This is a genomic window from Nocardioides sp. BGA-UO-ETr-FS32, from assembly GCF_059567905.1.
Window position 1 is genome coordinate 331,308 of record NZ_JCAQOX010000014.1, and the last position, 20,042, is coordinate 351,349.

General features: G+C 71.1%; 16 protein-coding genes and 1 pseudogene. 6 read left to right on the forward strand and 11 right to left on the reverse strand.

Annotated elements, in window-relative coordinates; genetic code table 11:
* Positions 1-20 precede the first annotated feature (20 nt).
* Positions 21-329: a hypothetical protein gene (locus AC57BS_RS11460; RefSeq protein WP_496411570.1), complete on the reverse strand. Its 309-nt coding sequence runs from the start codon at positions 327-329 to the stop codon at positions 21-23.
* Positions 330-359: 30 nt separating this feature from the next.
* Between AC57BS_RS11460 and AC57BS_RS11465 the strand changes: the two genes are divergently transcribed.
* On the forward strand, positions 360-1,367 hold the full coding sequence (locus AC57BS_RS11465) for an HNH endonuclease (protein WP_496411571.1): 1,008 nt from the start codon (positions 360-362) through the stop codon (positions 1,365-1,367).
* A 35-nt stretch (positions 1,368-1,402) separates the two neighbouring features.
* Here the strand turns inward: AC57BS_RS11465 and AC57BS_RS11470 are convergent, their stop codons facing one another.
* The 4 genes from AC57BS_RS11470 to AC57BS_RS11485 form a co-directional block, all read right to left on the reverse strand.
* On the reverse strand, positions 1,403-4,492 hold the full coding sequence (locus tag AC57BS_RS11470) for a DEAD/DEAH box helicase (protein WP_496411572.1): 3,090 nt from the start codon (positions 4,490-4,492) through the stop codon (positions 1,403-1,405).
* A 60-nt stretch (positions 4,493-4,552) separates the two neighbouring features.
* Positions 4,553-4,966, reverse strand: coding sequence for a (deoxy)nucleoside triphosphate pyrophosphohydrolase (locus AC57BS_RS11475; RefSeq protein WP_496411573.1), 414 nt, complete (start codon positions 4,964-4,966; stop codon positions 4,553-4,555).
* A gap of 102 nt (positions 4,967-5,068) precedes the next feature.
* Complete coding sequence (locus AC57BS_RS11480) at positions 5,069-7,180, reverse strand: MMPL family transporter (RefSeq protein WP_496411574.1); 2,112 nt, start codon at positions 7,178-7,180, stop codon at positions 5,069-5,071.
* 100 nt (positions 7,181-7,280) lie between these two features.
* Entirely contained in the window at positions 7,281-10,673 is a 3,393-nt protein-coding gene (locus AC57BS_RS11485) for an ATP-binding protein (RefSeq protein WP_496411575.1), read from the reverse strand.
* 95 nt (positions 10,674-10,768) lie between these two features.
* Here AC57BS_RS11485 and AC57BS_RS11490 point away from each other — a divergent pair, with 95 nt between their 5' ends.
* Complete coding sequence (locus tag AC57BS_RS11490) at positions 10,769-11,500, forward strand: hemerythrin domain-containing protein (protein WP_496411576.1); 732 nt, start codon at positions 10,769-10,771, stop codon at positions 11,498-11,500.
* 155 nt (positions 11,501-11,655) lie between these two features.
* On the opposite strand, the gene AC57BS_RS11495 is transcribed toward AC57BS_RS11490, so the two are convergent.
* The 5 genes and pseudogenes from AC57BS_RS11495 to AC57BS_RS11515 all read right to left on the reverse strand — a co-directional run.
* A complete protein-coding gene (locus AC57BS_RS11495) occupies positions 11,656-11,865 on the reverse strand; it encodes a hypothetical protein (RefSeq protein WP_496411577.1) in 210 nt (69 codons plus the stop codon).
* Positions 11,866-11,879: 14 nt separating this feature from the next.
* The gene (locus AC57BS_RS11500) at positions 11,880-12,161 is read right to left on the reverse strand and encodes a contact-dependent growth inhibition system immunity protein (protein ID WP_496411578.1); all 282 of its coding nucleotides are present in this window, start codon (positions 12,159-12,161) and stop codon (positions 11,880-11,882) included.
* Between the two features lie 9 nt (positions 12,162-12,170).
* Positions 12,171-13,577: an RNase A-like domain-containing protein gene (locus tag AC57BS_RS11505; RefSeq protein ID WP_496411579.1), complete on the reverse strand. Its 1,407-nt coding sequence runs from the start codon at positions 13,575-13,577 to the stop codon at positions 12,171-12,173.
* Positions 13,578-13,656: 79 nt separating this feature from the next.
* Positions 13,657-13,986: a DUF2249 domain-containing protein gene (locus tag AC57BS_RS11510; protein ID WP_496411979.1), complete on the reverse strand. Its 330-nt coding sequence runs from the start codon at positions 13,984-13,986 to the stop codon at positions 13,657-13,659.
* Between the two features lie 54 nt (positions 13,987-14,040).
* A pseudogene (locus AC57BS_RS11515) lies at positions 14,041-14,442 on the reverse strand (hemerythrin domain-containing protein); the annotation flags it as partial.
* Between the two features lie 48 nt (positions 14,443-14,490).
* On the opposite strand from AC57BS_RS11515, the gene AC57BS_RS11520 reads away from it, so the two are divergent.
* The 3 genes from AC57BS_RS11520 to AC57BS_RS11530 are packed head-to-tail and all read left to right on the forward strand — an operon-like array spanning position 14,491 to position 18,904.
* Positions 14,491-15,129, forward strand: a complete 639-nt coding sequence (locus AC57BS_RS11520) for a helix-turn-helix transcriptional regulator (protein ID WP_496411580.1) — start codon at positions 14,491-14,493, stop codon at positions 15,127-15,129.
* Entirely contained in the window at positions 15,126-16,250 is a 1,125-nt protein-coding gene (locus AC57BS_RS11525) for a DUF8744 domain-containing protein (RefSeq protein ID WP_496411581.1), read from the forward strand. Before AC57BS_RS11520 ends, AC57BS_RS11525 begins: the two co-directional genes overlap by 4 nt.
* On the forward strand, positions 16,247-18,904 hold the full coding sequence (locus tag AC57BS_RS11530; protein WP_496411582.1) for a multicopper oxidase domain-containing protein: 2,658 nt from the start codon (positions 16,247-16,249) through the stop codon (positions 18,902-18,904). Before AC57BS_RS11525 ends, AC57BS_RS11530 begins: the two co-directional genes overlap by 4 nt.
* A 2-nt stretch (positions 18,905-18,906) precedes the next feature.
* Here AC57BS_RS11530 and AC57BS_RS11535 read toward each other — a convergent pair whose 3' ends face one another.
* Complete coding sequence (locus AC57BS_RS11535) at positions 18,907-19,710, reverse strand: alpha/beta hydrolase (RefSeq protein ID WP_496411583.1); 804 nt, start codon at positions 19,708-19,710, stop codon at positions 18,907-18,909.
* Positions 19,711-19,828: 118 nt separating this feature from the next.
* Here AC57BS_RS11535 and AC57BS_RS11540 point away from each other — a divergent pair, with 118 nt between their 5' ends.
* Positions 19,829-20,017, forward strand: a complete 189-nt coding sequence (locus AC57BS_RS11540; RefSeq protein ID WP_496411584.1) for a DUF1918 domain-containing protein — start codon at positions 19,829-19,831, stop codon at positions 20,015-20,017.
* Positions 20,018-20,042: the final 25 nt, after the last annotated feature.

Here is a 20,042-nt window from a genome sequence, read left to right on the forward strand (position 1 = left end):
CGTCGGGGCCGATCTCTTTGTCAGTAGAGCAGGTAGATCTGTCCGATTCTTGCGACGTCCTCGGTGTGCGCGACCAGGCCGCTGAAGCCCTGTTCGCGCTTCGGTGGCAGGCAGAACCAGGCCCCTTTGTCGATCCTCAACGGTTCGAAGAGCCGCGGATCGAGGCCCTCGCTCAGCCGCTGCCCCGCACGGCGCTCGATCGCAGCTGCGACGCACTGCTGCACAATCAACGGATTCGGCGATGGGCGATACTGCGCGTGATGGCCGGAAGAGATCTTGACCCCCTGCTCCTTGGGCAACGCGTGGTTGCCATTCTTGAGCGCGGTCAACGCACGGCCACATACAAGCTGGCTACGCTGATGGCGCTTATCGATCACTCTGTGGAGAACGCCCCCGAGCGGGGGTACGAGGCGCTTGAGGTGCCGCTGCCCATTCTGTCGCACCGCGTCCTAGACCTCTATTGGCAGCAAGTGCGCCCATTCGAGGGAGTGGCTCTACGTCAATCGACCCAGGCTCGCGCTCGAATACCGCAGGCCGCCCTTGATCTTCGGGGGGCTTCTCGGATTGGCGCCGGCGGGGCCTCGCTCGATCTCGCCGCTAGCCGAGCTCCTCAGGCTTACGACCAGGCGATCGACGAAGTCGTCGTTTGCCTGGCTCGGCAACCGTTACATCGGCTCCAGCGCCTGCCTGGGTCCTCTAGTAGCGACTCCTTTCTCTACGAGGATGCGATCTTCCACGACAATGTCTCACGCAGGGCGCTACGCCTTCATGGCGATCGGATAGTCCTGAAGCCGGGAGTCGCCACCGGTCTCGCCAGGCTGGCGGGACTTCTCAAGCCCGCCCTCGAGATCATGTGGGTAGAGGATGTCCGTCGATTGAACCGCTTTCTCGACCAGAAGGTGCCCGATGTCGCGGGGCATCTCTTTGGCCGGGATCGGGTAGCGATGGGTCCGGTTCGAAACGCTCTCAAAGAAACTTTCGGCGCCACCTGCTTCTACTGCCAACGCCGCTTGCCGACCGACAACCCCGTGGATCACGTTCTCCCTTGGTCGATCCTCGGCATAAACGGGCTGGCCAACCTCGTGTTGTCGTGTGCAGGATGCAATGGCGATAAGAGGCATTCGCTGCCGGCACCGAGCATCGTTGATCAAGTGCTGGCTCGTGACCGCAACATGCTCGAGGGCATGGCTGCCACACTCGAATGGCCCACTGAGTACGAACGGGTCGTTGCTGCCGCTCGAGGTATCTACCGGAGTCAGCCGAGGGGCGCTGACACATGGGCAGGAGTGGGCGCGACCTCCCGCCTCGAATGGTCCGTCTCTCACTGGTGGCTAACGGTCGACCCGCTGGCGCTGCGGTCCGAGTAGGTCAGACCCGCAGCCGATGATCCATGGTGAGCCGACTACTGAGCCACCGCTGAGGCGTGGTTGAAGAAGTCCGTCGGCATAGACGTCTCCAGTCGCCACGTGATCGCAATCGGCCGATCGCCGGTGTGGCTGACATACGTCGCTGGACCGAGGAACAGATAGGGCGAGGTGCCGAACTCGTCCTTGGGCTCCTGGCGCGCAAACAGCAGCACCGTGCTGGTGCCCGCGAGGTACCGCTGGCCGGTCGCCGAGTTCACCGACGTCGTCGACTGACTCTCCCAGTGGAAGAGCTCGCGACTGATGGGGTAGTCGGCGTACATCGTGGTTGGTGAATAGTCGGACTCGGACTTCTTCAGAGTGATGAAGAAGGCGTCCACGTTGAGGTCGCGGGAGTACCAGACGCCCTCGCGGAAGCTGTTGGGCATGCGGGGGAAGTCCAGCGCCGCCAAGATCTCCTCACGCTGATAGCGCGCGTGCACCTGCAAGGGGATGTCGGCAAGACGCCCCGTCAATGACGTCGGCACATGCCGTGCGGCCTCGAAACTGATGTCCACGACGGTCGAGATCTCGGCTCTCGTTGCGGCTTCGCGGCGGAAAGCCTGGAAGCCTTCGCTCACTGACTCAAAGCCGCCGCCATCAGACCAGAGCGAGTAGTAGAGCATCCGGGCGAGACGTTGCTCCGCGGGCGAGAGATCCTCGTAATTCACAGCCGCCTCGGAGAGCAAGGCTCGGTAAGTCCGAGCCCGCTCCGGATCGTCGACGTGGGCGAATGCCCGCACCCGCTTGAGAAGCCTCTGTTCCAGCTCGGATCCGGGGAGCGTCGGAAGGCTGGCGTCGCGACGCAGCTTGGTCCATGAGTGGCTCCCGCGTCGCAGAATGTCGCTGAGTTCTAGGCCCGATCGGTCCAGGAACCCCTCGAGCGAGTCGTCCTTCGCGGCTCGCAGTTCGGCGACGATCTGGTTCCAGCGGTTGGCGATCTGCGACTTCAGGTTCTCCAGCACGACCTGCTGGCTCTGCGTGTCGAGGCGGACCTGACAGCCGGACGGCAGGAAGGGGAAGTCCTCTTTGACGGCCTTCTCCAGCTGCTTGCCGTGCAGCCCGGTGAGCGCACTGAAGCGGCGCGAGAAGTTGAACTCCTTGCGGTGGTAGCCGACGAAGTCGAGGACGGTCAGAACGGCCTTGCTGTGCGTTCGTCGGAGCCCTCGACCGAGTTGCTGCATGAAGACCGTCGAGCTCTCGGTCGGACGCAGGAACAACACTGTGTCGACATCTGGGACATCGAGTCCCTCGTTGAACACATCGACGGTGAAGAGCACGTTGACCTCGGCGGCACGTAGGTCACGCAATGCCTGCGATCGCTCATCTGAACGCGTCGTCCCCGTCACGCACTGGGCGGGAATCCCGGCCTCGTTGAAGACGCGAGTCATGTACTCGGCGTGGGCGACGCTGACACAGAAGCCGAGGGCACGCATCCGCCCAACGTCAGCGATCTTGTCGCGCACAGCCGCCAGGATGATGCGGGCACGAGCGTCGTTGCCTGTGAAGACTCCGTCCAGCTGCGAGTCGTCGTACTTGCCTCGCGACCAGGTGATGGCACGGAGATCCGTGCCGTCGGCAACAGCGAAGTAGTGGAAGGGGCACAGCAGGTCTGCGCCGAGTGCGTCCCACAGTCGCAACTCGGCGGCTGTCCGTCCTTCGAAGAAGCTTCGGACGTCGGTTCCGTCAGCGCGCTCCGGTGTCGCCGTCAGCCCGAGCAGTTCTTGGGGGGACAGATGCTCGATGATCCGCCGGTAGGTTCTGGCCTCGGCGTGATGGAACTCGTCGATCACCACGACGTCGAAAGCGTCTCGCGGGATGTTGGTCACTCCGTACGACGTCAGCGACTGCACGCTGGCGAAGACGTGCTTCCATCGCTCGGGCCGCTGACCGCCGACATAGAGCTCACCGAAGCTGCCGTCGCCCAGGACCTCGCGATATGTACGAACCGACTGTTCAAGGATCTCCCTGCGGTGCGCCACGAATAGCAAGCTCGGCTGTGAGCCGGCTGCCCGAGCCAGCTCGCGGTAATCCAGGGCAGCAATGACAGTCTTCCCGGTGCCCGTCGCCGCAACGACCAGATTGCGGTGACGATGATGAAGCTTGCGCTCCACGGCAATCGCGTCGAGCATTTCCTGCTGGTAGGGGTAGGGCCGCACATCAAGGCCCGCGATCGTGATGGTCACGCGGTCGGACGACTTGATGCCCTTGGCCTCCAGCAGGGCGTCGTCGAGCCGATCCCTGTCGCGATCCGGGTCGTACGACTCAAACTCGGGGCTGTTCCAGTAGGACTCGAACGTGGCCTTGAACTTGTCGAGCAGGCTGGGCGTGGCGCCCGCGCTGAGGCGAACGTTCCATTCCACGCCTTCAAGCAACGCCGAGGTCGTGAGGTTCGACGACCCCACGTACGCCGTATCGAATCCGGTGTGACGGCCGAATAGCCATGCCTTGGCATGCAGCCGCGTGCGTGCCGCGTCGTACTGCACCTTGACCTCGGCTCCGAAGTCTCGAACCAGCCGGTCGAGCGCTCGTCGCTCCGTGCCGCCGATGTAGGTCGTGGTGACGACTCGGATCGGCACTCCAGCGTCGCGCGCTGTCCCCAGTTCCTTCTCGATCAAGCGGAGTCCGTGCCACATGACGAAGGCGCACAGAAGGTCAACGGAGTCCGCGGAATCAATCTCGGCGCGAAGCTCGGAGGCGAGACTGGGCTCACCGTGTGCGTTGGTGAGCAGAGCTGCGTCATTCAGAGGAGTCTTCGGTCGGTGAGCGAGCCGCGAGGGCACGCCCGGGCCAGGCTCAGGCTTGAGTGCGTGGAGCTCCTCGACCGGGGAGATGACCGGATCACTCGGGCTCTCCATGTGACTGAGCCATTCATTGGCGGCCTCGAGGCGCGCTGCCGGATCCTTGATCGCTTTGAGTCGCTGAAGCGCGGCTGCTGCGATGTGTCGCGCCAGCACGTGAGTTTGATCCGCTTCGTCGACGCGGGCACGGAGAATTTGTCGTCTAGTCTCAGCGCGAAGACGGCTTGCCAGCTCGTCGGTGATGAGGGACTCGTGGAACCCGGTGGCGAGATCATCCGGCAAAGGCACGGTCAGGAGCTTGCCAGGTCGACCTTGACTTGGTGTGCGTTTGGCGCGACGTGGCCAGCCTTAGGAAGTCGGGCCCCTGGAGACCAGCCGTGATTGGACGAGGTGAACCGCCGGGATATCTGCAGGTGCCCAATCCAGCTCACCTAACTCGTCTGGCGAGCGCCATGACATCTGCGCATGCTCGACCAGCCGGGGCGTCCCCGCGACGAGCTGGCAGTAGAAGGTCGTCAGGTTGACGATGCCGAAGTCGTACTCGTGGCTGGTGGTCGTGTTCTCCTCGCCCACCTCGATGCGACACATCAGCTCTTCGCGGATCTCACGCTCAAGAGCTGCTTGAGGTGATTCGCCTGGTTCGATCTTGCCGCCAGGGAACTCCCACTTGCCTGCCAGCGATCCACGCGGGCCTCGCTGGACGCACAACACACGCCCATCGGCAACCACGACCGCACCGACGACGTCGATCTGCTTCTTCATGTGCCTCCTCGCCCTCATGAACTCTAGATCGACCGCGCGCGTCCGGAAGTAGCCAGGCCGGCGCTCCCCGCAAGGAACGCCGACCCAGCACACCCGACCGCCCTACACCCCGACCAACTCGCGATCGGAGTCCAGCTCCTCCTCGACCTCCACCCGCACGGTAGGCAGCAGCCGGTCGAGCCATCCCGGCAGCCACCAGTTCCGGTGGCCGAGGAGCGACATCGTGGCCGGCACGAGCACCATCCGGACGAGGGTGGCGTCGAGGACGATGGCGACGGCCATCCCGAGGCCGAGCTGCTTGACGACCACGTCGCCCTCGGTGGCGAAGCCGAGGAACACGACCACCATGATCGCGGCCGCGGAGGTGATCACCCGGCCGGTGGCCGAGAGACCACGGACGACGCTGCCACGCGGGTCGCCGGTGCGGAGGTAGTCCTCCCGGATCCGGGAGAGCAGGAACACCTCGTAGTCCATCGACAGGCCGAACAGGATCGCGAACTGCAGGATCGGCATCCAGCTCGAGATCGGCATCGACTGGTCGACCCCGATGAGCTCAGCGCCCCAGCCCCACTGGAAGACCGCGACCAGCACGCCGTAGGCGGCACTGATCGAGAGCAGGTTCATCGCCGCGGCCTTGAGGGGCACCAGGACGGACCTGAACATCAGCCCGAGCAGCGGCACGGAGACACCGACCACGAACGCGATCACCAGCCACAGCCGCTCCTGCAGCATGTCGGAGATGTCGGAGAAGAACGGCGTCCATCCGGTGACCTCGGCACTGGCCGGGAGCGCGGCGCGAAGGTCCTCGATCAGGTCCGGGGTCCGCTCGTCGGTGGGCCCGAAAGCGGGCTCGGCGGTGATGATCGTGAGGGCGCCGTCAGGCGTGGTGACCGCCGGTGCGAGGCCGGCGATGCGGTCGTCGGCGCGCAGCGTCGCCACCACGTCGTCCGCGGCCCCCGCGGCGGAGATGGGCACCACCACGGTCAGCGGCCCGTTCGCGCCGGGTCCGAACTCGGCGGCGACCAGGTCGTACGCCTGGCGGGTGGTGTTGCCCGCGGGCTGGTTGCTCGCGTCGCCGGGCCAGGTGCGCATGTCGAGCACGGGCGCGGCGAGCACCAGCAGGACGCCGAGGCTGACCAGCAGCCACGCCAGCGGCTTGCGGCCGACGCGGGCGGCCCAGCGGGCGGTGAGCGGTTCCCGGGTGGGCTGCGGACGGTTGCGTCGTACGGCGCGGGGAAGCAGCCTGCGACCACCCAGCCGGCACAGCGCCGGCACGAGCGTGAGGGCGGACGCGGCGACGAACACTACGGCGATGGCGGTGGCCAGGCCGAACGAGTCGTACGTCGACAGGCCGGCGAGCCGCAGGCCCATCAGCGAGACCAGCACGGTCGCCGCGGCGAACACCACCGACCGGCCGGACGTCGCGACCGCACGTCCGGCCGCCTCCACCGAGTCGTACCCGAGGCGGAGGTTCTCCACGTGCCGGGTGACCAGGAGCAGCGCGTAGTCGATCCCGACGCCCAGGCCCACCATGGACGCGACCATCGGCGCGGACGTGCTGACCGACATGGTGGCCGCGAGCAGGCCGATGCCCGAGCTGCCCACGGCCAGGCCGGCGACGGCCACGCCGATCGGGAGCCCCGCGCCCACGGCGGAGCCGAGCGCGATCACGAGGATCAGCAGGGCGAAGCCCACGCCGACCAGCTCTCCCGTGCCTCCTATGGGTTCGCCGGCGCTCTCGGGGACCTCGCCGCCGAGCTCCACCTGCAGACCGGCGTCGATCGTGCCGACGATCGCGTCCTCCAGCGGCTCGATCTTGCCCATGAGGTCGGGGTGCGTGATGACCTCGGCGTACTGCACGGTGAGGACGGCGGTGTCGCCGTCGTCGCTGAGCCGGGCCGGCCCGACGCCGGCGACGTGCTCGAGACCGAGCAGCCGCTCGGTCAGCCGGTCGATCTCGGCGGCGGGGACCGCGTCGCCGTCGCGGTCGTGGACCACGACGCGAGCGCTGGCGAACCCGCCGACCCCGTGCTCGCGCATCAGGTCGATGCCCTGTTGGGCGCGGGCGCCCGGCACGTCCCAGTCGTCGCGCATCGGGGCACCGAACGAGGAGGCGAGCGCCGCGGCGGTGGCGATGAGCAGGACCCAGGCGCTGATCACCCGCCACGGGTGGGCGGCTGACGAGCGGCCGAGACGGTAGAGGTACGACGACATGGTGGTCTCCTGCGGGTGCGGATCGGGCTGACCCGATGACCCTGCGGCCGACACCTTCGGGCGCACTTGGACGCGGCTTGGGTGCTCGACCCAAGCCCCCTCAGAAGCCGAGTCGCTCGCGGTGCGCGCGCAGCCAGTCGGCGTACGCCGTGAAGCCCCACTCCTCGCACTGGACCGCAGCGCGGGCGGCCGCGTCAGCGGCCTCGGCCCGCCGGTCGCCGGCGGCCAGGGCGAGCGCCAGGTAGCCGTCGACCGGACCCATCACGGTCGAGATGCCGCTGATCGCCATCCGCCCGTGGAGCGGGGCGAGCACCGCGGCCATCTGCTCGGCCAGGGATGCGTCGCCCGCGACCGCGGCCGCCTCCGCCTGGCTGCACCAGGCGGTCACGCTGCCCCAGTTGTCCACCGGGTGGGTCACCGGCGCGACCAGCTGTGCGCGCAACCTGTCGGGGTCGCCCGCCCGTGCCGTGGCGAGCAGCAGGACGTCTGCGGCCATGTCGTTGTCCGCGATCGCGATCGCCTGCGCGATCGGCTCGATCAGCTCGCCGATCCGCTCGTCCCACATGTGCGACGTCAGGTGGATGCCCATCAGGTGGAGCGCCTCGTTGCCGGGGTTGAGCCGCGGCCGCAGCGCGTGCAGCTCGGTCGCGATCCGGTCCACGGCAGCCTCGTCGCGCCGCAGCGAGGCGAGGCTGAGGTCGATCCAGGCCAGCGCCACCTGGGCGTAGGAGTTGCGGCGGCGCGACGCGAGCCGGGCGGTGGCAGCGGCGGCGTCGACGTACGCCCTGCGATCGCCCATCTCGAGCAGGCTGCCGGTCAGCACGACCGAGGCCACCGCCTCGGCGTCGGGGTCCGCAGCCTCCCGGGTGGCACGGAGGCCCTCCTCGGCAAGCTCGAGCCGGAGGGGTGCGTGGGCCGGGGTCCACAGTGCCTTCCAGCCGGTCAGCGCCGCCCAGGCCATCAGGGCGGGATCACCGAGCCGACGGGCCATGGCGACGCCCTCGTCGGCGAGCGCCCTCACCTCCGCCACGGCCGCGGGGTCGTAGTAGAGCATCACCGCCAGCGCGAGCATGACCCGACAGCGCTCCGGTGAGTCCCCGTGGGGGATCTCGGCCATCGCCCAGCGCAGGTCCTCGACCGTGTCCTCCGGCACCTCCTCCCACTGCTGCGGCATCCAGACCGACCCGTCGGTGGCGGCCCCTGCCGCCGCCGCCAGCCTGACGAGGTCGTCCTCGCGCCTGGCCAGGGCGATCGCCTCCGCCGCGGAGGGCAGCACCTGGTCCCACTCCGCGTTGGGTCGGCAGTCGCCGGCACGGGTCAGCAGCAGGTCGATGCGCTCGGCGGTCGTGCCCAACGGGTCGCGTCGGTGGGCGTCGATCGCGGCCGAGACGAGCTGCTCGGCCTCGACCCACGAGAAGGTGCGGCGCGCCTGCGCTGCCGCGTCGGCCGCAGCGCGCCAGGCCCGGCTGGCGTGCGTAGGCCCGGCGGCGAGCCAGTGCCGGGCGAGCTCGGCGACCCGCTCCTCCCGGCCGACCGTCCCGGCGATCACCGCGTCGTCGGCCAGCGTGTGGGCCACCTGCGCGTGGAGTCGCGCGAGACGGGACGGGCTGGTGGTCGTCACGACGGCGTCGCGGGTGAGGGCGTGCGTGAAGGCCACGGTGCCAGCTTCAGGGTCCTCCAGGAGCCCGGCCTCACGCGCCGGGGTCAAGGTGTCGTCGACGTCGTCCACGGGCTCACCGGCCACCGCCGCCAGCAGGTCCAGGGAGAAGCGCCGACCGAGGACGGCGGCGAGGAGGAGCAGCTCGCGGGTCGCCTCCGGCAGGCCCTGCAGGCGCCGCACGATGACGTCGCGGACGGTCGCTGGCAGCGTGGTGCTGTCGCGGGCATCGAGCCGGGCGAGCTCGACCAGGAAGTAGGGGTTGCCGCCCGACCGCAGGTGCCAGTCCGCGACCACCTCGGCGGGTACGGCGGTGCCCGCCACGGCGGCGACCAGGCCCTGTGCCTCCTCGAGCGTCAGGCCGGAGAGGTCGAGCCGGGTCACGTGGTGGCGCGCCAGCTCCTCGCCCACCTCGGCCAGGTCGCCGGTCGGCTCGGGGAGCCGGCGCCGGGTGACGACGACCGCCAGGCGGTGCCCGGTGGCGGCGCTCGCGACGAGGTGCCGCAGCACCTTGAGCGTCGCGGTGTCGGCCCAGTGCAGGTCGTCGAGGACCAGCAGGACCGGTCGGGACGACGACCGGGAGGTGACCTCCCGCGCCAGCGTCTCCCGGGCGCGGAACGCCTCGCCCTCGGCGCCCTCGCCGCTGCCCGACGGCGCACCGGTCAGAAGCTGCTCGACGTGGCTGTCGAGCTCGCCGTCGGCGAGCTCGCGCAGGGCCTGGCTCCAGGGCCACAGGCTGGGGGCGCCGTCGTCCTGGGAGCACCGTCCCGTCGCCACCCGGAAGCCTCGCTCGCGCGCCGCGGCCGCGATCCTGGAGACCAGCCGGGACTTCCCGATGCCGGGCTCGCCGACGAGGAGGGCGGTCGCCGGCATCCCCGCCTCGGCGCGGCCCAGCACGTCCAGCAGCGCTGCCTCCTCGGCCTCCCGGCCGACCGTCGCCCACTCGGCCGTCGTACCGGCGGGCGTCGCCGTTGCCGCCGCCGTCGCCGTTACGGCCGCGGGAGCACGCAACCACTGGTGCAGGGCGGGGTCCTGCACGAGCACCGCCTGCTCGAGGTCGCGCAGCTCCTGGCCCGGGTCGAGGCCGAGCTCGTCGGCCAGGACGGACCGGATGTGGCGCAGCGCAGCCAGCGCGTCGGCCTGGCGTCCGGACCGGGTCAGGGCGAGCGCGTGCAGCGCCCACACGCGTTCGCGGAGCGGGTACCTCGCGGTCGCCTCCTCGGTGGCGGCCACCACGACCGCATGGTCGCCCAGGGCCAACAGGCCGAGGACCCGGGCCTCCTCGGCGTCGAGGCGGAGCTGGTCGAGCGACGTGCGCTCGAGGACGATCTCGGGCTCGTCGGGGAGGTCGGCGTACGCCTCGCCGGTCCACAGACCGAGCAGCTCCTCGATCCGGTCGACGTGCTGCGAGATCTCGGCGCGGGTCGGCCAGTCCGTGCTTGGCCCGGTGGTCAGCTGGCCGGCCAGCGGTGCCAGCAGCCGGTGCCGGGTGCGGACCTCGTCGGCGAAGCGGTGCGCGTCGACCTGCTCCCGGCCCAGCGCCAGCCGGTAGCCGTGGTCGCTGGTGAGCAGGACCCGGGGCTTCTCGCGAGGGCCCAGGCCGGGCTCGAGGACGCGTCGTACGCCGGAGAGGTAGGAGTGCAGGGTGCCGTGGGCACCGCGGGGGGCGTCCTCGCCCCAGACCAGCCGCACCAGCGCGTCGGGCGGGACGTCGGTGCCGAGCCGGAGCGCCAGCGCGGCAAGGACCGAGCGGGGCTTGCGGGCGCCGACGTCCACGGTGGCTGCCGGATCGTCACCCAGCGCCACCTGGCTCGTACCGAGCACGCGGACCCACACGCGCAGCAACGTAGCGGGAACCGACCCAAGTCGCTCTGGAGTCCGGCTCAAGAGTCGGGCGAGATCGTGCTCGCACCACCAACCAAGGAGAGGCCATGAAGCACACAGGGACCGGCACGACGTCGTACCGACCGCAGCTGACGCTGCCCCGGCAGGCGCACACCGCCGAGGGTCCGCACGACCAGACGGGGATGTACGTGATGCACCACGCCCTGCGCCGCGACTTCGCCAGGTTCGCCGCCGCAGTGGAGAGCACGCCGGTCGCGGAGCACGACGTGTGGGCCGCGCTGGAACGGCGCTGGGTCGCGATGGCGGACGTCCTGCACCACCACCACTCCGCCGAGGACGCCGAGCTCTGGCCGCTGCTCGAGCAGCACGCGGAGGCCGCCGGCGACGAGGCCGACCTCCAGATGCTTGCCGACATGGAGGCCGAGCATGCGCACATCGACCCCGCACTGGCGAACGTGCGCGACGCCTTCGCCTCGATGAGCCGGCACCCCTGCACCGATCACCGCAACGCGCTTGAGATCCGGCTCGGCGCCGCCCACGAGCTCCTCCTGGCGCACCTGGCCCACGAGGAGAAGCACGCCCTGCCGATGCTCCAGCGGACCCTGAGCGAGGAGGAGAACAGGGCTTTCGAGAAGGCGATCGAGAAGCGCTACCCGATGCGGTTGATCCCGTTCACCCTGCCGTGGGTGCTGGACGAGCTCCCAGCGGATGCCCGCGAGCGCCTGCTCGAGTCCACCCCGCCGGGGTACGGCCTGCTGCTGCGTATCGTCCGCCGCCGCTACGAGCGCGGCGAGCGGCTCGCCTTCCGGTACGCCTGAGAGGGCACCTCACACCCCCCAGCCCGTCCTCAGCCGGGAAGGGCGCCCGGCTCGACGAGCGCCAGGAGTGGGGTGTCGGCCGGCGCGTCGGGATCCGCGTCCAGGTCGATGGGGGTCCCGGGCTCGGCCGGCCGCGCCTGGGTCAGGTCGATGGGCTACGGCACCCACACGAGCTGGAGGTCGGGGTGCCGCTCCACGAAGATGTCGTGGGCCTGACGGCAGGTACTGGCGAACTCCCGGTCGGACCTGTCCAGGCCGAGGCCGGCGAGCGACCAGGCGAACATGTAGAGGGGCAGCACGCCGTCGAAGTCGTACTCCTCCTGCACCTCGTCGAGCAGGCGATCCACGAGTGAGCGGTCAGTCATCGATCTGTCGGTACTCATTCAGCCCGCCCATGCCGGAGAATGGCGTTCCGGATTTCGATGAGGAAGGTGCGGTCACCGTCCGGCGGAGCGTCGTCGAAACCCATCGCACTCAGGCGTGTCTCGAGTTCCTCGTCGCTACCTGTCGAGCTCAGCAGCTCGTCGATCTCTCGCGTCACCATCGCGGCTCGATCCGGGGAACGACGAACGAAGTCCCCGACGGCCTCGTCGCGCGTGGCGTAAACGAGGTTCCAGTCCTGGTGGAAGTACGCACCGATCAGGTGCTCGAGGTTCTCCATGTCATCTTCCTATCGGGGATACGCAGTCAGAAGTTGCCAGCCATCCTTGCCGTGCGGGATGAGTACTGCCTTGATGCCCGTGCAGGTCGTCAGGTCGCCAGTGTGGGACAGGCTGCTGCCGGTCGGCTTGCCGAGATCGATGTCGATGACGAAGGCGTCCTTGCTGCCGCTCGCCGCCCACTCGCTCAGCGCTTGTTGCTTCTCTTGGATCGCCTGGCCGACGAGTCGTTCGGCGGATGCTTCGTCGGTGAACGTCGAGACCCGCTTCTTGCCCTCGTTCAGGATGCGCTCCTGCATCTCGTCGACGGTCTTCCCGACGTGCTGCGCCAGCGTGTGCCCCGGTGGCACCTCATGCGCTCGCAACCATCCTCGGCGAGAGACGTCGGCCAGAGCCGACCCACCCCAGCCCAGCGGGTTCACCATCTCCCCGCGCTCATCGCGGACCGGCGTACGGACGAACCGCTCGAAGCCCTCCCGCGCCCGCGCGAGCCCGTCCTCCGCTGCGCGGAGTCGTGACGCCGTCGTCGCGACCACCACGCGCAGCGAGGTGAGGAGGGCGTGGAAGCGGGGGGCCTGCGCACGGATGCGGGCGAGGGCCGCCGCGGCCTTGGCGCCGCCGCCGAACCCGCCGGTGATGCCGGCGACGATCGCGGTGAGGGCGACCTCCTCGATCACCATCTGGCCGATCTCGGTGAGCAGGACGCGGGTGCGGTCTCGCGCTTCCTCCACGGCGGTGGCGTAGTCGTCGCACGCGTCGGCGAGGGCGAGGAGCTGGTCGGCGGTGTCCTCGACGAGCGTCCGCAGCTCGGAGATCGCGGCCAGGGCGAGCGGGATCTCCGGTGAGAGCTGGCGTTCCAACAGGCCCACGACGACGTCGAGATGGGCGGTGAGATCGGCGACAGAGCCGCTCGTACGCCGCCAGCTCGCGGCTGCGTCGCGGAGCAGGTCGACGTCGGCGCCGGGCCACACGAACCCCTCGACCTGGTCGAGGATCCAGGCGTGGACGTCGCCCAGCCCTGAGGCGACCGAGCCGCCCAGGCTCGAGGGTGGAGGCTCGGGGGAGACGCGGACGTACGAGTTCTCGTCGAGCCCGCCTCCGGTGTAGGCGTTGGTCCTCACGCCGGCCGCACCCGCGGCGCCGGCCTCGGCCCGGGCGTGGGCGCGACCGCTGGCGTCGACGAGCCGGCCGAGCCCGATCAGGGCGTGGGTCAGGTCGGTGAGAGTGGCGACGGCCTCACGCGCGGCAGGGTCGTACGAGCCGGCGAAGTCGCGGCTGGTGGCGTCGTCGCCGGCCATGGCGACGTACGCGCCCAGCTTGCCGGCGAGCGACTCGGTGGACAGCGCGGCGATGTGGTTGGCGGTCCGGCACACGCCGGCCCCCTCGGCGTAGCCGCCGCACTCGACACTGATCCGCACCCGTCCAGCCTCACGGAACCGACCCCGCCGGCGGCACCCCGGGAAGCGGATCTGTGGACAACCGCCAGCAGCGTCCGCGTCAGGCGTTCCTGGTCAGCTCCAGGCGCCAGACCTCGGGACCCGAGTCGCGGTAGGACACGGCGAAAGCGCCGGGGGCACGCTGCTCGAGCTGCGCCAGGAGCGGCAGCGGGTCGTGGTCGGCGGCCAGCAGCAGGCCGGCGCCGGGGCGCAGGCCCTCCAGCGCGCCGAAGATGGTCGCGTGACGGATGGCGTGCGGGATGGTGCGCACGTCGAGCTCGGGCAGACCCGCCTCGTCATGGCTACCGCAGGCGCACTGGTGCCCGCCGTGCCCGGCCTCGGCGCTCGGGGCGTCCTCGTGCTCGGCGTGGCCGCCGAGGAGCTCGTGCATGCCGGCGAGCATCTCGGCGACCGAGTAGTCCGGTGAGGCGACGAGGGTCGGGATGAGCTGGTCGTTCTCCTTGGCGAGGTGGCTGCCGAAGAGCGTCTCGAGGGACCGGGCGACCGCGGCGGCCTCGATCGGGTCGGCCGCGGCCTCGAGGTCGCCCACCAGTCGGTGGATGAGGACGTGCTCGGCGAGCATGGCCTCGACGAGCAGTCGCGCCTCGGTGATCTGCGCGGCGGCGGGGTAGAGGGTCTTCTCCTCCGCGGTCGCGTGCGGCACGAGCTCGTCGCGCAGCCAGGACAGCAGCCCCTGCCGCGCGGCCTGGGCCTGGTCGGTGCGTGCGGCTCGCACGACGTCGGCCGTGAGCACGGCGAGCTGGCCGGCCATCTCGGCGTGGTGCTGCTCGACCTTCTCGGCGGCCTCGGCGTCGGCGTGGCTGCTGGCGATGGTGACGGTGGACATGGTGTGCCTCCTGGATGTGGGTTCACTCAATAATCTACAATGAATCCCGTGGAAATAAATGAGCAGGGTGTCACCGCCGCCCAGGCACGCGTGCTGGCGACCCTTCGCGACGCGGGCCGGGCGCTGACGCTGGGCGAGCTGCAGGAGCGCACCGGCCTGCACCCGAACACCCTGCGCGGCCACCTCGACGCGATCGTCGCCGGAGGCAACGCGAGCCGCATCGCCAGCCGGAGTGGCGGTCGTGGTCGCCCCGCGTGGAGCTACCTCGCCCGCCAGCCGGAGTACGCCGCGCTCGCGATGGCGCTCGCCTCCGGCCTGGACCGGGGAGCGGCGACGGACTCCGACTCGGGCTCGGATTCCGGCACCGGCGAGGGCCAAGCACGCACCCTCGACCCCGCGGCCGTACGCGGTGGCCGGGCGTGGGGCGAGCAGCTCAGGTCCCAGCTCGGGGCGGTCGAGGACGGCCGCGAGCGCGTGCTGCTGGCCCTCGCCCACACGGGCTTCGCTCCGGAGGCCGACGGCGACCACGTCAAGCTCCACGCCTGCCCCATCCTCGAGGCGGCGCGGTCGCACCCCGCCGTCGTGTGCGCGGTCCACCTCGGGCTCGTCGAGGGCGTGCTCGGCACCGAGGGCGCACGGCTCCGCCCGCGCCCCGACACCCTGGGCTGCGAGGTGAGCCTCCCGTGAGCGGGCGTCGTACGCCGGCGCCACGCGCGCTGCTGGCCGTCCCCGCAGCCGTCGCGATGGTGGTCGGCGTCGATGCCGGCCTCACCCTGATGGGCGTGTGGGCGCCGGTGCCCTCGGGCCGCCTGGGCGAGGCCCACGGGCTGCTCATGGTGCTCGGCTTCGTGGGAACCCTCGTGGCGCTGGAGCGGGCCGTGGCGCTGGGCTCGCCCTGGGGCTACGCGGCGCCCGCCCTCCTGGGATCCGGCGCCCTGGCGCTGCTCGTTCCCGGCGTGGGTCGCCTCGGCCACCTCCTCCTAGTCGCCGGCACGGCCGGGTTGTGCGCGCTCTACGTCCCGCTGTGGCGGCGCCAGCGCGACGACGCGGTCCTGGTCTCCGCACTCGGCGCGGTCCTCGCGCTCGGCGGCGCGGTGCTCGTCCTCGGCGGCGCCGACCTGGCCCTCGCGCTGCCCTGGCTGGCCGGCTTCGTCGTGCTGACCATCGCCGGCGAGCGGCTCGAGCTCGCTCGGCTGGCGATGCCCGCAGGTGCGGGGACCTCGCTGGTGCTGCTGGGCCTCGCGGTCACCGTGGGCGTCCCGGCCGCGACGATGTGGCCACGGGTCGGAGCAGGTGTGCTGGGCCTGGTGGTCCTCCTGCTCGCGGCCTGGCTCGCAGCGTACGACGTGGCGCGGCGGACCGTACGCTCCACCGGGCTCCCTCGCTTCGCGGCTGCCTGCATGCTCGCCGGTCAGCTGTGGCTGGCCGTCGCGGGCGGCATCTGGCTCGTCGCAGGACAGCCGGCCGACGGTGCGGCGTACGACGCGCTGGTGCACGCGGTCTTCCTCGGCTTCACGATCTCGATGATCATGGCGCACGCGCCCTCGATCCTTCCCGCGGTGACGCGGGTGCCGCTGCCCTATCGCACGACCATGTGGGCGCCGTGGCTGCTGCTCCAGGCATCGCTCGTCCTCCGCCTCTGGGGAGGCGACGCCCTCGGCAACGACCTGGCGCGCGAGATCGGCGGTGCCGGCAACGCGGTCGCACTCCTGCTGTTCTTCGTGGTGGCTGCCGCGAGCACGGTGATGGGTCCGCCCGCGCCGCGCGTCGCCGTACCCACCAGGCACCCCGCGGTGGTCGCGCGATGACCATCACCCAGTCGCCCCTCGGAACCCGCCCCGGCGAGCCGACAACCGGCACCCGCGGCTTCTGGCCGATCCGCGACCTGCCCGTCGTAGGCTGGTTGCTGGCAGCCGTGGTCGTGGCCCTCGTGCACCAGTGGGTGCCCGAGCCGCGCTGGCTCCTGCTGCACCTGCTCCTGCTCGGCGCTGCCGGCCACGCGATCCTCGTGTGGAGCCGCTACTTCGCCGACACGCTCCTGCGAGGACCGGTGACGCCGCGGCGGGAGCAGTCGATCCGCCTGGCGACGTTCGACCTCGGCGCTGTCGCGGTCACGATCGGGGTGGCCTTCGACGGGTGGCCCCTCGTCCTGTCCGGCGCGGTCGCCGTGGCGCTGGCCGTCACGTGGCACGTGGCGTCCCTGGCGCGGGGCCTGCGCGGCAGGTTCAGCTCACGCTTCGCGCCGACCGTCCAGTACTACCTCGCCGCAGGTGCCCTGCTCCCCGTCGGCGCCACGCTGGGCGTGTGGCTCGCCCGCGGGCTGACCGACCCCCTCGACGCACGCGTGCGCATCGCCCACGCCGGCATCAACGTGCTCGGCTGGGTGGGCCTCACGGTGCTGGGGACCCTTGTCACCCTCTGGCCGACGATGCTGCGTACACGCCTGGCCGAGGGCGCGGAGAAGGCGTCGCGCGCCGCGCTGCCCGTGCTGGTCGCGGGGATCGGCCTGGTGGCGGCCGGCGCGTGGACGGACCAGCCCCGCGTCGTCGCGCTCGGCCTGGTGACCTACCTCGGCGGCGTCCTGGTCCTGGCCCGCCCGATGATCGACGCGGCGCGGGCCAAGCCGCCCGGCAGCTTCCCCACGTGGTCGGTCGGCGCGGGCGTGCTGTGGCTGGTGGCGATGCTCGCCTGGGTGTCGGTGCGGGTCGCGGTCGGCGGCCAGTGGGACGACGTGTCCCGCGCGTTGCACGACACCGCGCCCTACCTGGCCGCCGGCTTCGTCGCCCAGGTGCTGCTCGGCGCCCTCTCCTACCTCGTGCCGGTGGTGCTCGGCGGCGGCCCGGCGTCCGTACGCGCCGCCAACCGGGCGCTCGACTCGGGCGGGGCGCTGCGGGTGGCCCTCGCCAACGTCGGACTGGTGTGGTGCCTGCTGCCCGTGCCGAGCGTCGTACGCGTGGTGGCGTCGGTGCTGGTGCTCGGCGCGCTCGCGAGCTTCGTCCCGCTGCTCCTGCGAGCCGTACGCCTGCGGCACCGCGGCGAGGCGTCCCCGGCGGCCGCCGTACGGCCGCGTGGGCAGAACACCGGGCTGGCCGCTGTCGGGGTGGCACTCGCTGTGCTGGCCGTGGCCGTCGGCGGTGCCGTCGACCCGGCCGCACTGGGTCGGGTGGGCTCGGCGGACGCCGGGGTCGCACCGACCGGTCGGACCGTCGAGGTCGAGGTGGTGGCTCGGGAGATGCGGTTCACCCCCGACAGCGTCGAGGTGGCGGCCGGCGACCGGCTGGTGATCACCTTGCGCAACGAGAGCTCGGGCGACGTCCACGACCTCGTCCTGGAGACCGGCGCCGACACCGGTCGCATCGCGCCGGGGGAGCCGGCCGTGCTGGACGTCGGCATCGTCGGCCGCGACCTCGACGGCTGGTGCTCAGTCGTCGGGCACCGCCAGATGGGGATGACGTTCGCCGTCGAGGTCACCGGCGGGGACCCGGCCGCCGCGGGAGGGGAGGCTGTCGCCGCCACCGAGCCCACCGAGCCCACTGAGCCCGCTGGGCACGAGGACCACGGCCACGACGAGTCCGGGGCGCCGATCGACGCGACGGGCGACCCGGGGCCGGACTTCGCGGCGTACGACCCGGTCCTGCCGCCGCTGGCGCCGGGACGGGTCCACCGCCGCACCTTCCGGATCACCGAGCAGCAGGCGGAGGTCGCTCCGGGGGTGACCCAGGAGGTGTGGACCTTCAACGGCACCGCGCCCGGGCCGGTGCTCCGCGGACGTGTCGGCGACCGGTTCGTCATCACCCTGGTCAACGACGGGACGATGGGCCACTCGATCGACTTCCACGCGGGCGTGCGCGCGCCCGACGAGGTGATGCGCACGATCCCGCCCGGGGAGTCGCTGACCTACCGCTTCACCGCGACGCGAGCCGGGGTGTGGATGTACCACTGCTCCACGATGCCGATGACCGCGCACATCGCCAACGGTCTCTTCGGCGCCGTCGTGATCGAGCCACCCGGCCTGCCCCGCGTCGACCGCGAGTACGTGCTCGTCCAGTCCGAGCAGTACCACGGGGCCGACGGCGCGGTCGCCGACCTCGACAAGGTGGCGGCCGAGGACGCGGACGCCGTGGTGTTCAACGGCTACCCCGACCAGTACGCGCACCAGCCCCTGCGTGCCCGGACCGGTGAGCGGGTCCGGCTCTGGGTGCTCGACGCAGGACCGAGCCGCGCCTCGTCCTTCCACGTCGTCGGCGGGCAGTTCGACACCGTGTTCAACGAGGGCGCGTGGCAGCTCGGCAGCCGGTCGGGTCCGGCACGCGACGGTGGAGCGCAGGTGCTTCCCCTGCTGCCTGCCCAGGGTGGGTTCGTCGAGCTGGTGCTGGACGAGCCGGGCGACTACCCGTTCGTCAGCCACGTCATGGTCGACGCCGAGCGCGGAGCCCGCGGCGTGCTGCGGGTCCGCCGCTGACGTCAGCGCACGCTGCGGGCGAGCCGTACGACGGCGTCGGCGACCCTCGGCCCGAACATGACCGCGTCGTTGTGGCCGGCGCCCTCGAGCACGACTCTCTCGACGAGGGCCGGCGCGCCGTCGGCGACCCGCACGCTGAGCTCGGTCGGGACCACCTCGTCGCGGTCGCCGTAGACGACGGTGACGGGTACGTCGCTCGCGGCGAGCGGTCCGAGCACGGGGAACCGGTCGCGGAGCAGCGTGCGCACGGGCAGCCACGGGTAGTGGTGGTGGCCGACGTCGGCGAGCTCGGTGAACGGTGACCTCAGCACGATCCCGGCCGGACGGTGCCGCTGCTGGAGGCCCGCGACCACGCCGGTGCCCAGCGACTCGCCGAGGAAGATCGTGCGGTCGAGGGGGTGGCCGAGGTCGGCCAGGGCACGTACGGCCGCGTCTGCGTCCGCGGCGAGCCCGTCCTCGCTGGGGCTGCCGGGGTTGCCGCCGTAGCCGCGGTAGTCGATGACCAGCACCGCGAAGCCCCGGTCTGCCAGGTCGCGGGCGAGGTCGGCGCGGCCGGCACGGTTGCCCCCGTTGCCCGGCGCCATCAGGACCGCCATGCCGGTGGCGCGCTCGGCGTCGGCAGGCACGTACCAGGCGCCCAGCTCGAGCCCGTCGGTCGTCTCCAGCGTCACGTCCCGGGCACCCGGGAGCACGTCGCCGGCAGGCGGTACGTCGCTCGCGTCGGGGTAGTAGATGAGCTGCCGCTGCAGGCCCCAGACCGCCGCCAGGCCGACGCCGGCGAGGACCACCACGACCACGAGCGCCACGACGAGCCTCCTGCTGCGGGACCGCACCACCTCATGGTTTCACGCTGGTCCTGGCCCCGGTCCGGTCACAGGCCGAAGGTCCCTTGCCGGACGATCCGCCGCGGCGCATGGTGGACGGATGAAGGCAGAAGTGGGCGACAGCCTGGTCGTCGAGAGCAACAAGGTCGATGCGGCCCCCAGGCAGGGAGAGATCGTCGAGGTGCGCGGCGAGGACGGCGGCCCGCCCTACGCCGTGAAGTGGAGCGACGGCCACGAGGGCCTGGTCTACCCGGGCGCCGACGCACACGTCGTACCTGGGAAGCACTGACGCGGCAGAGCGCATCCGTGACCGG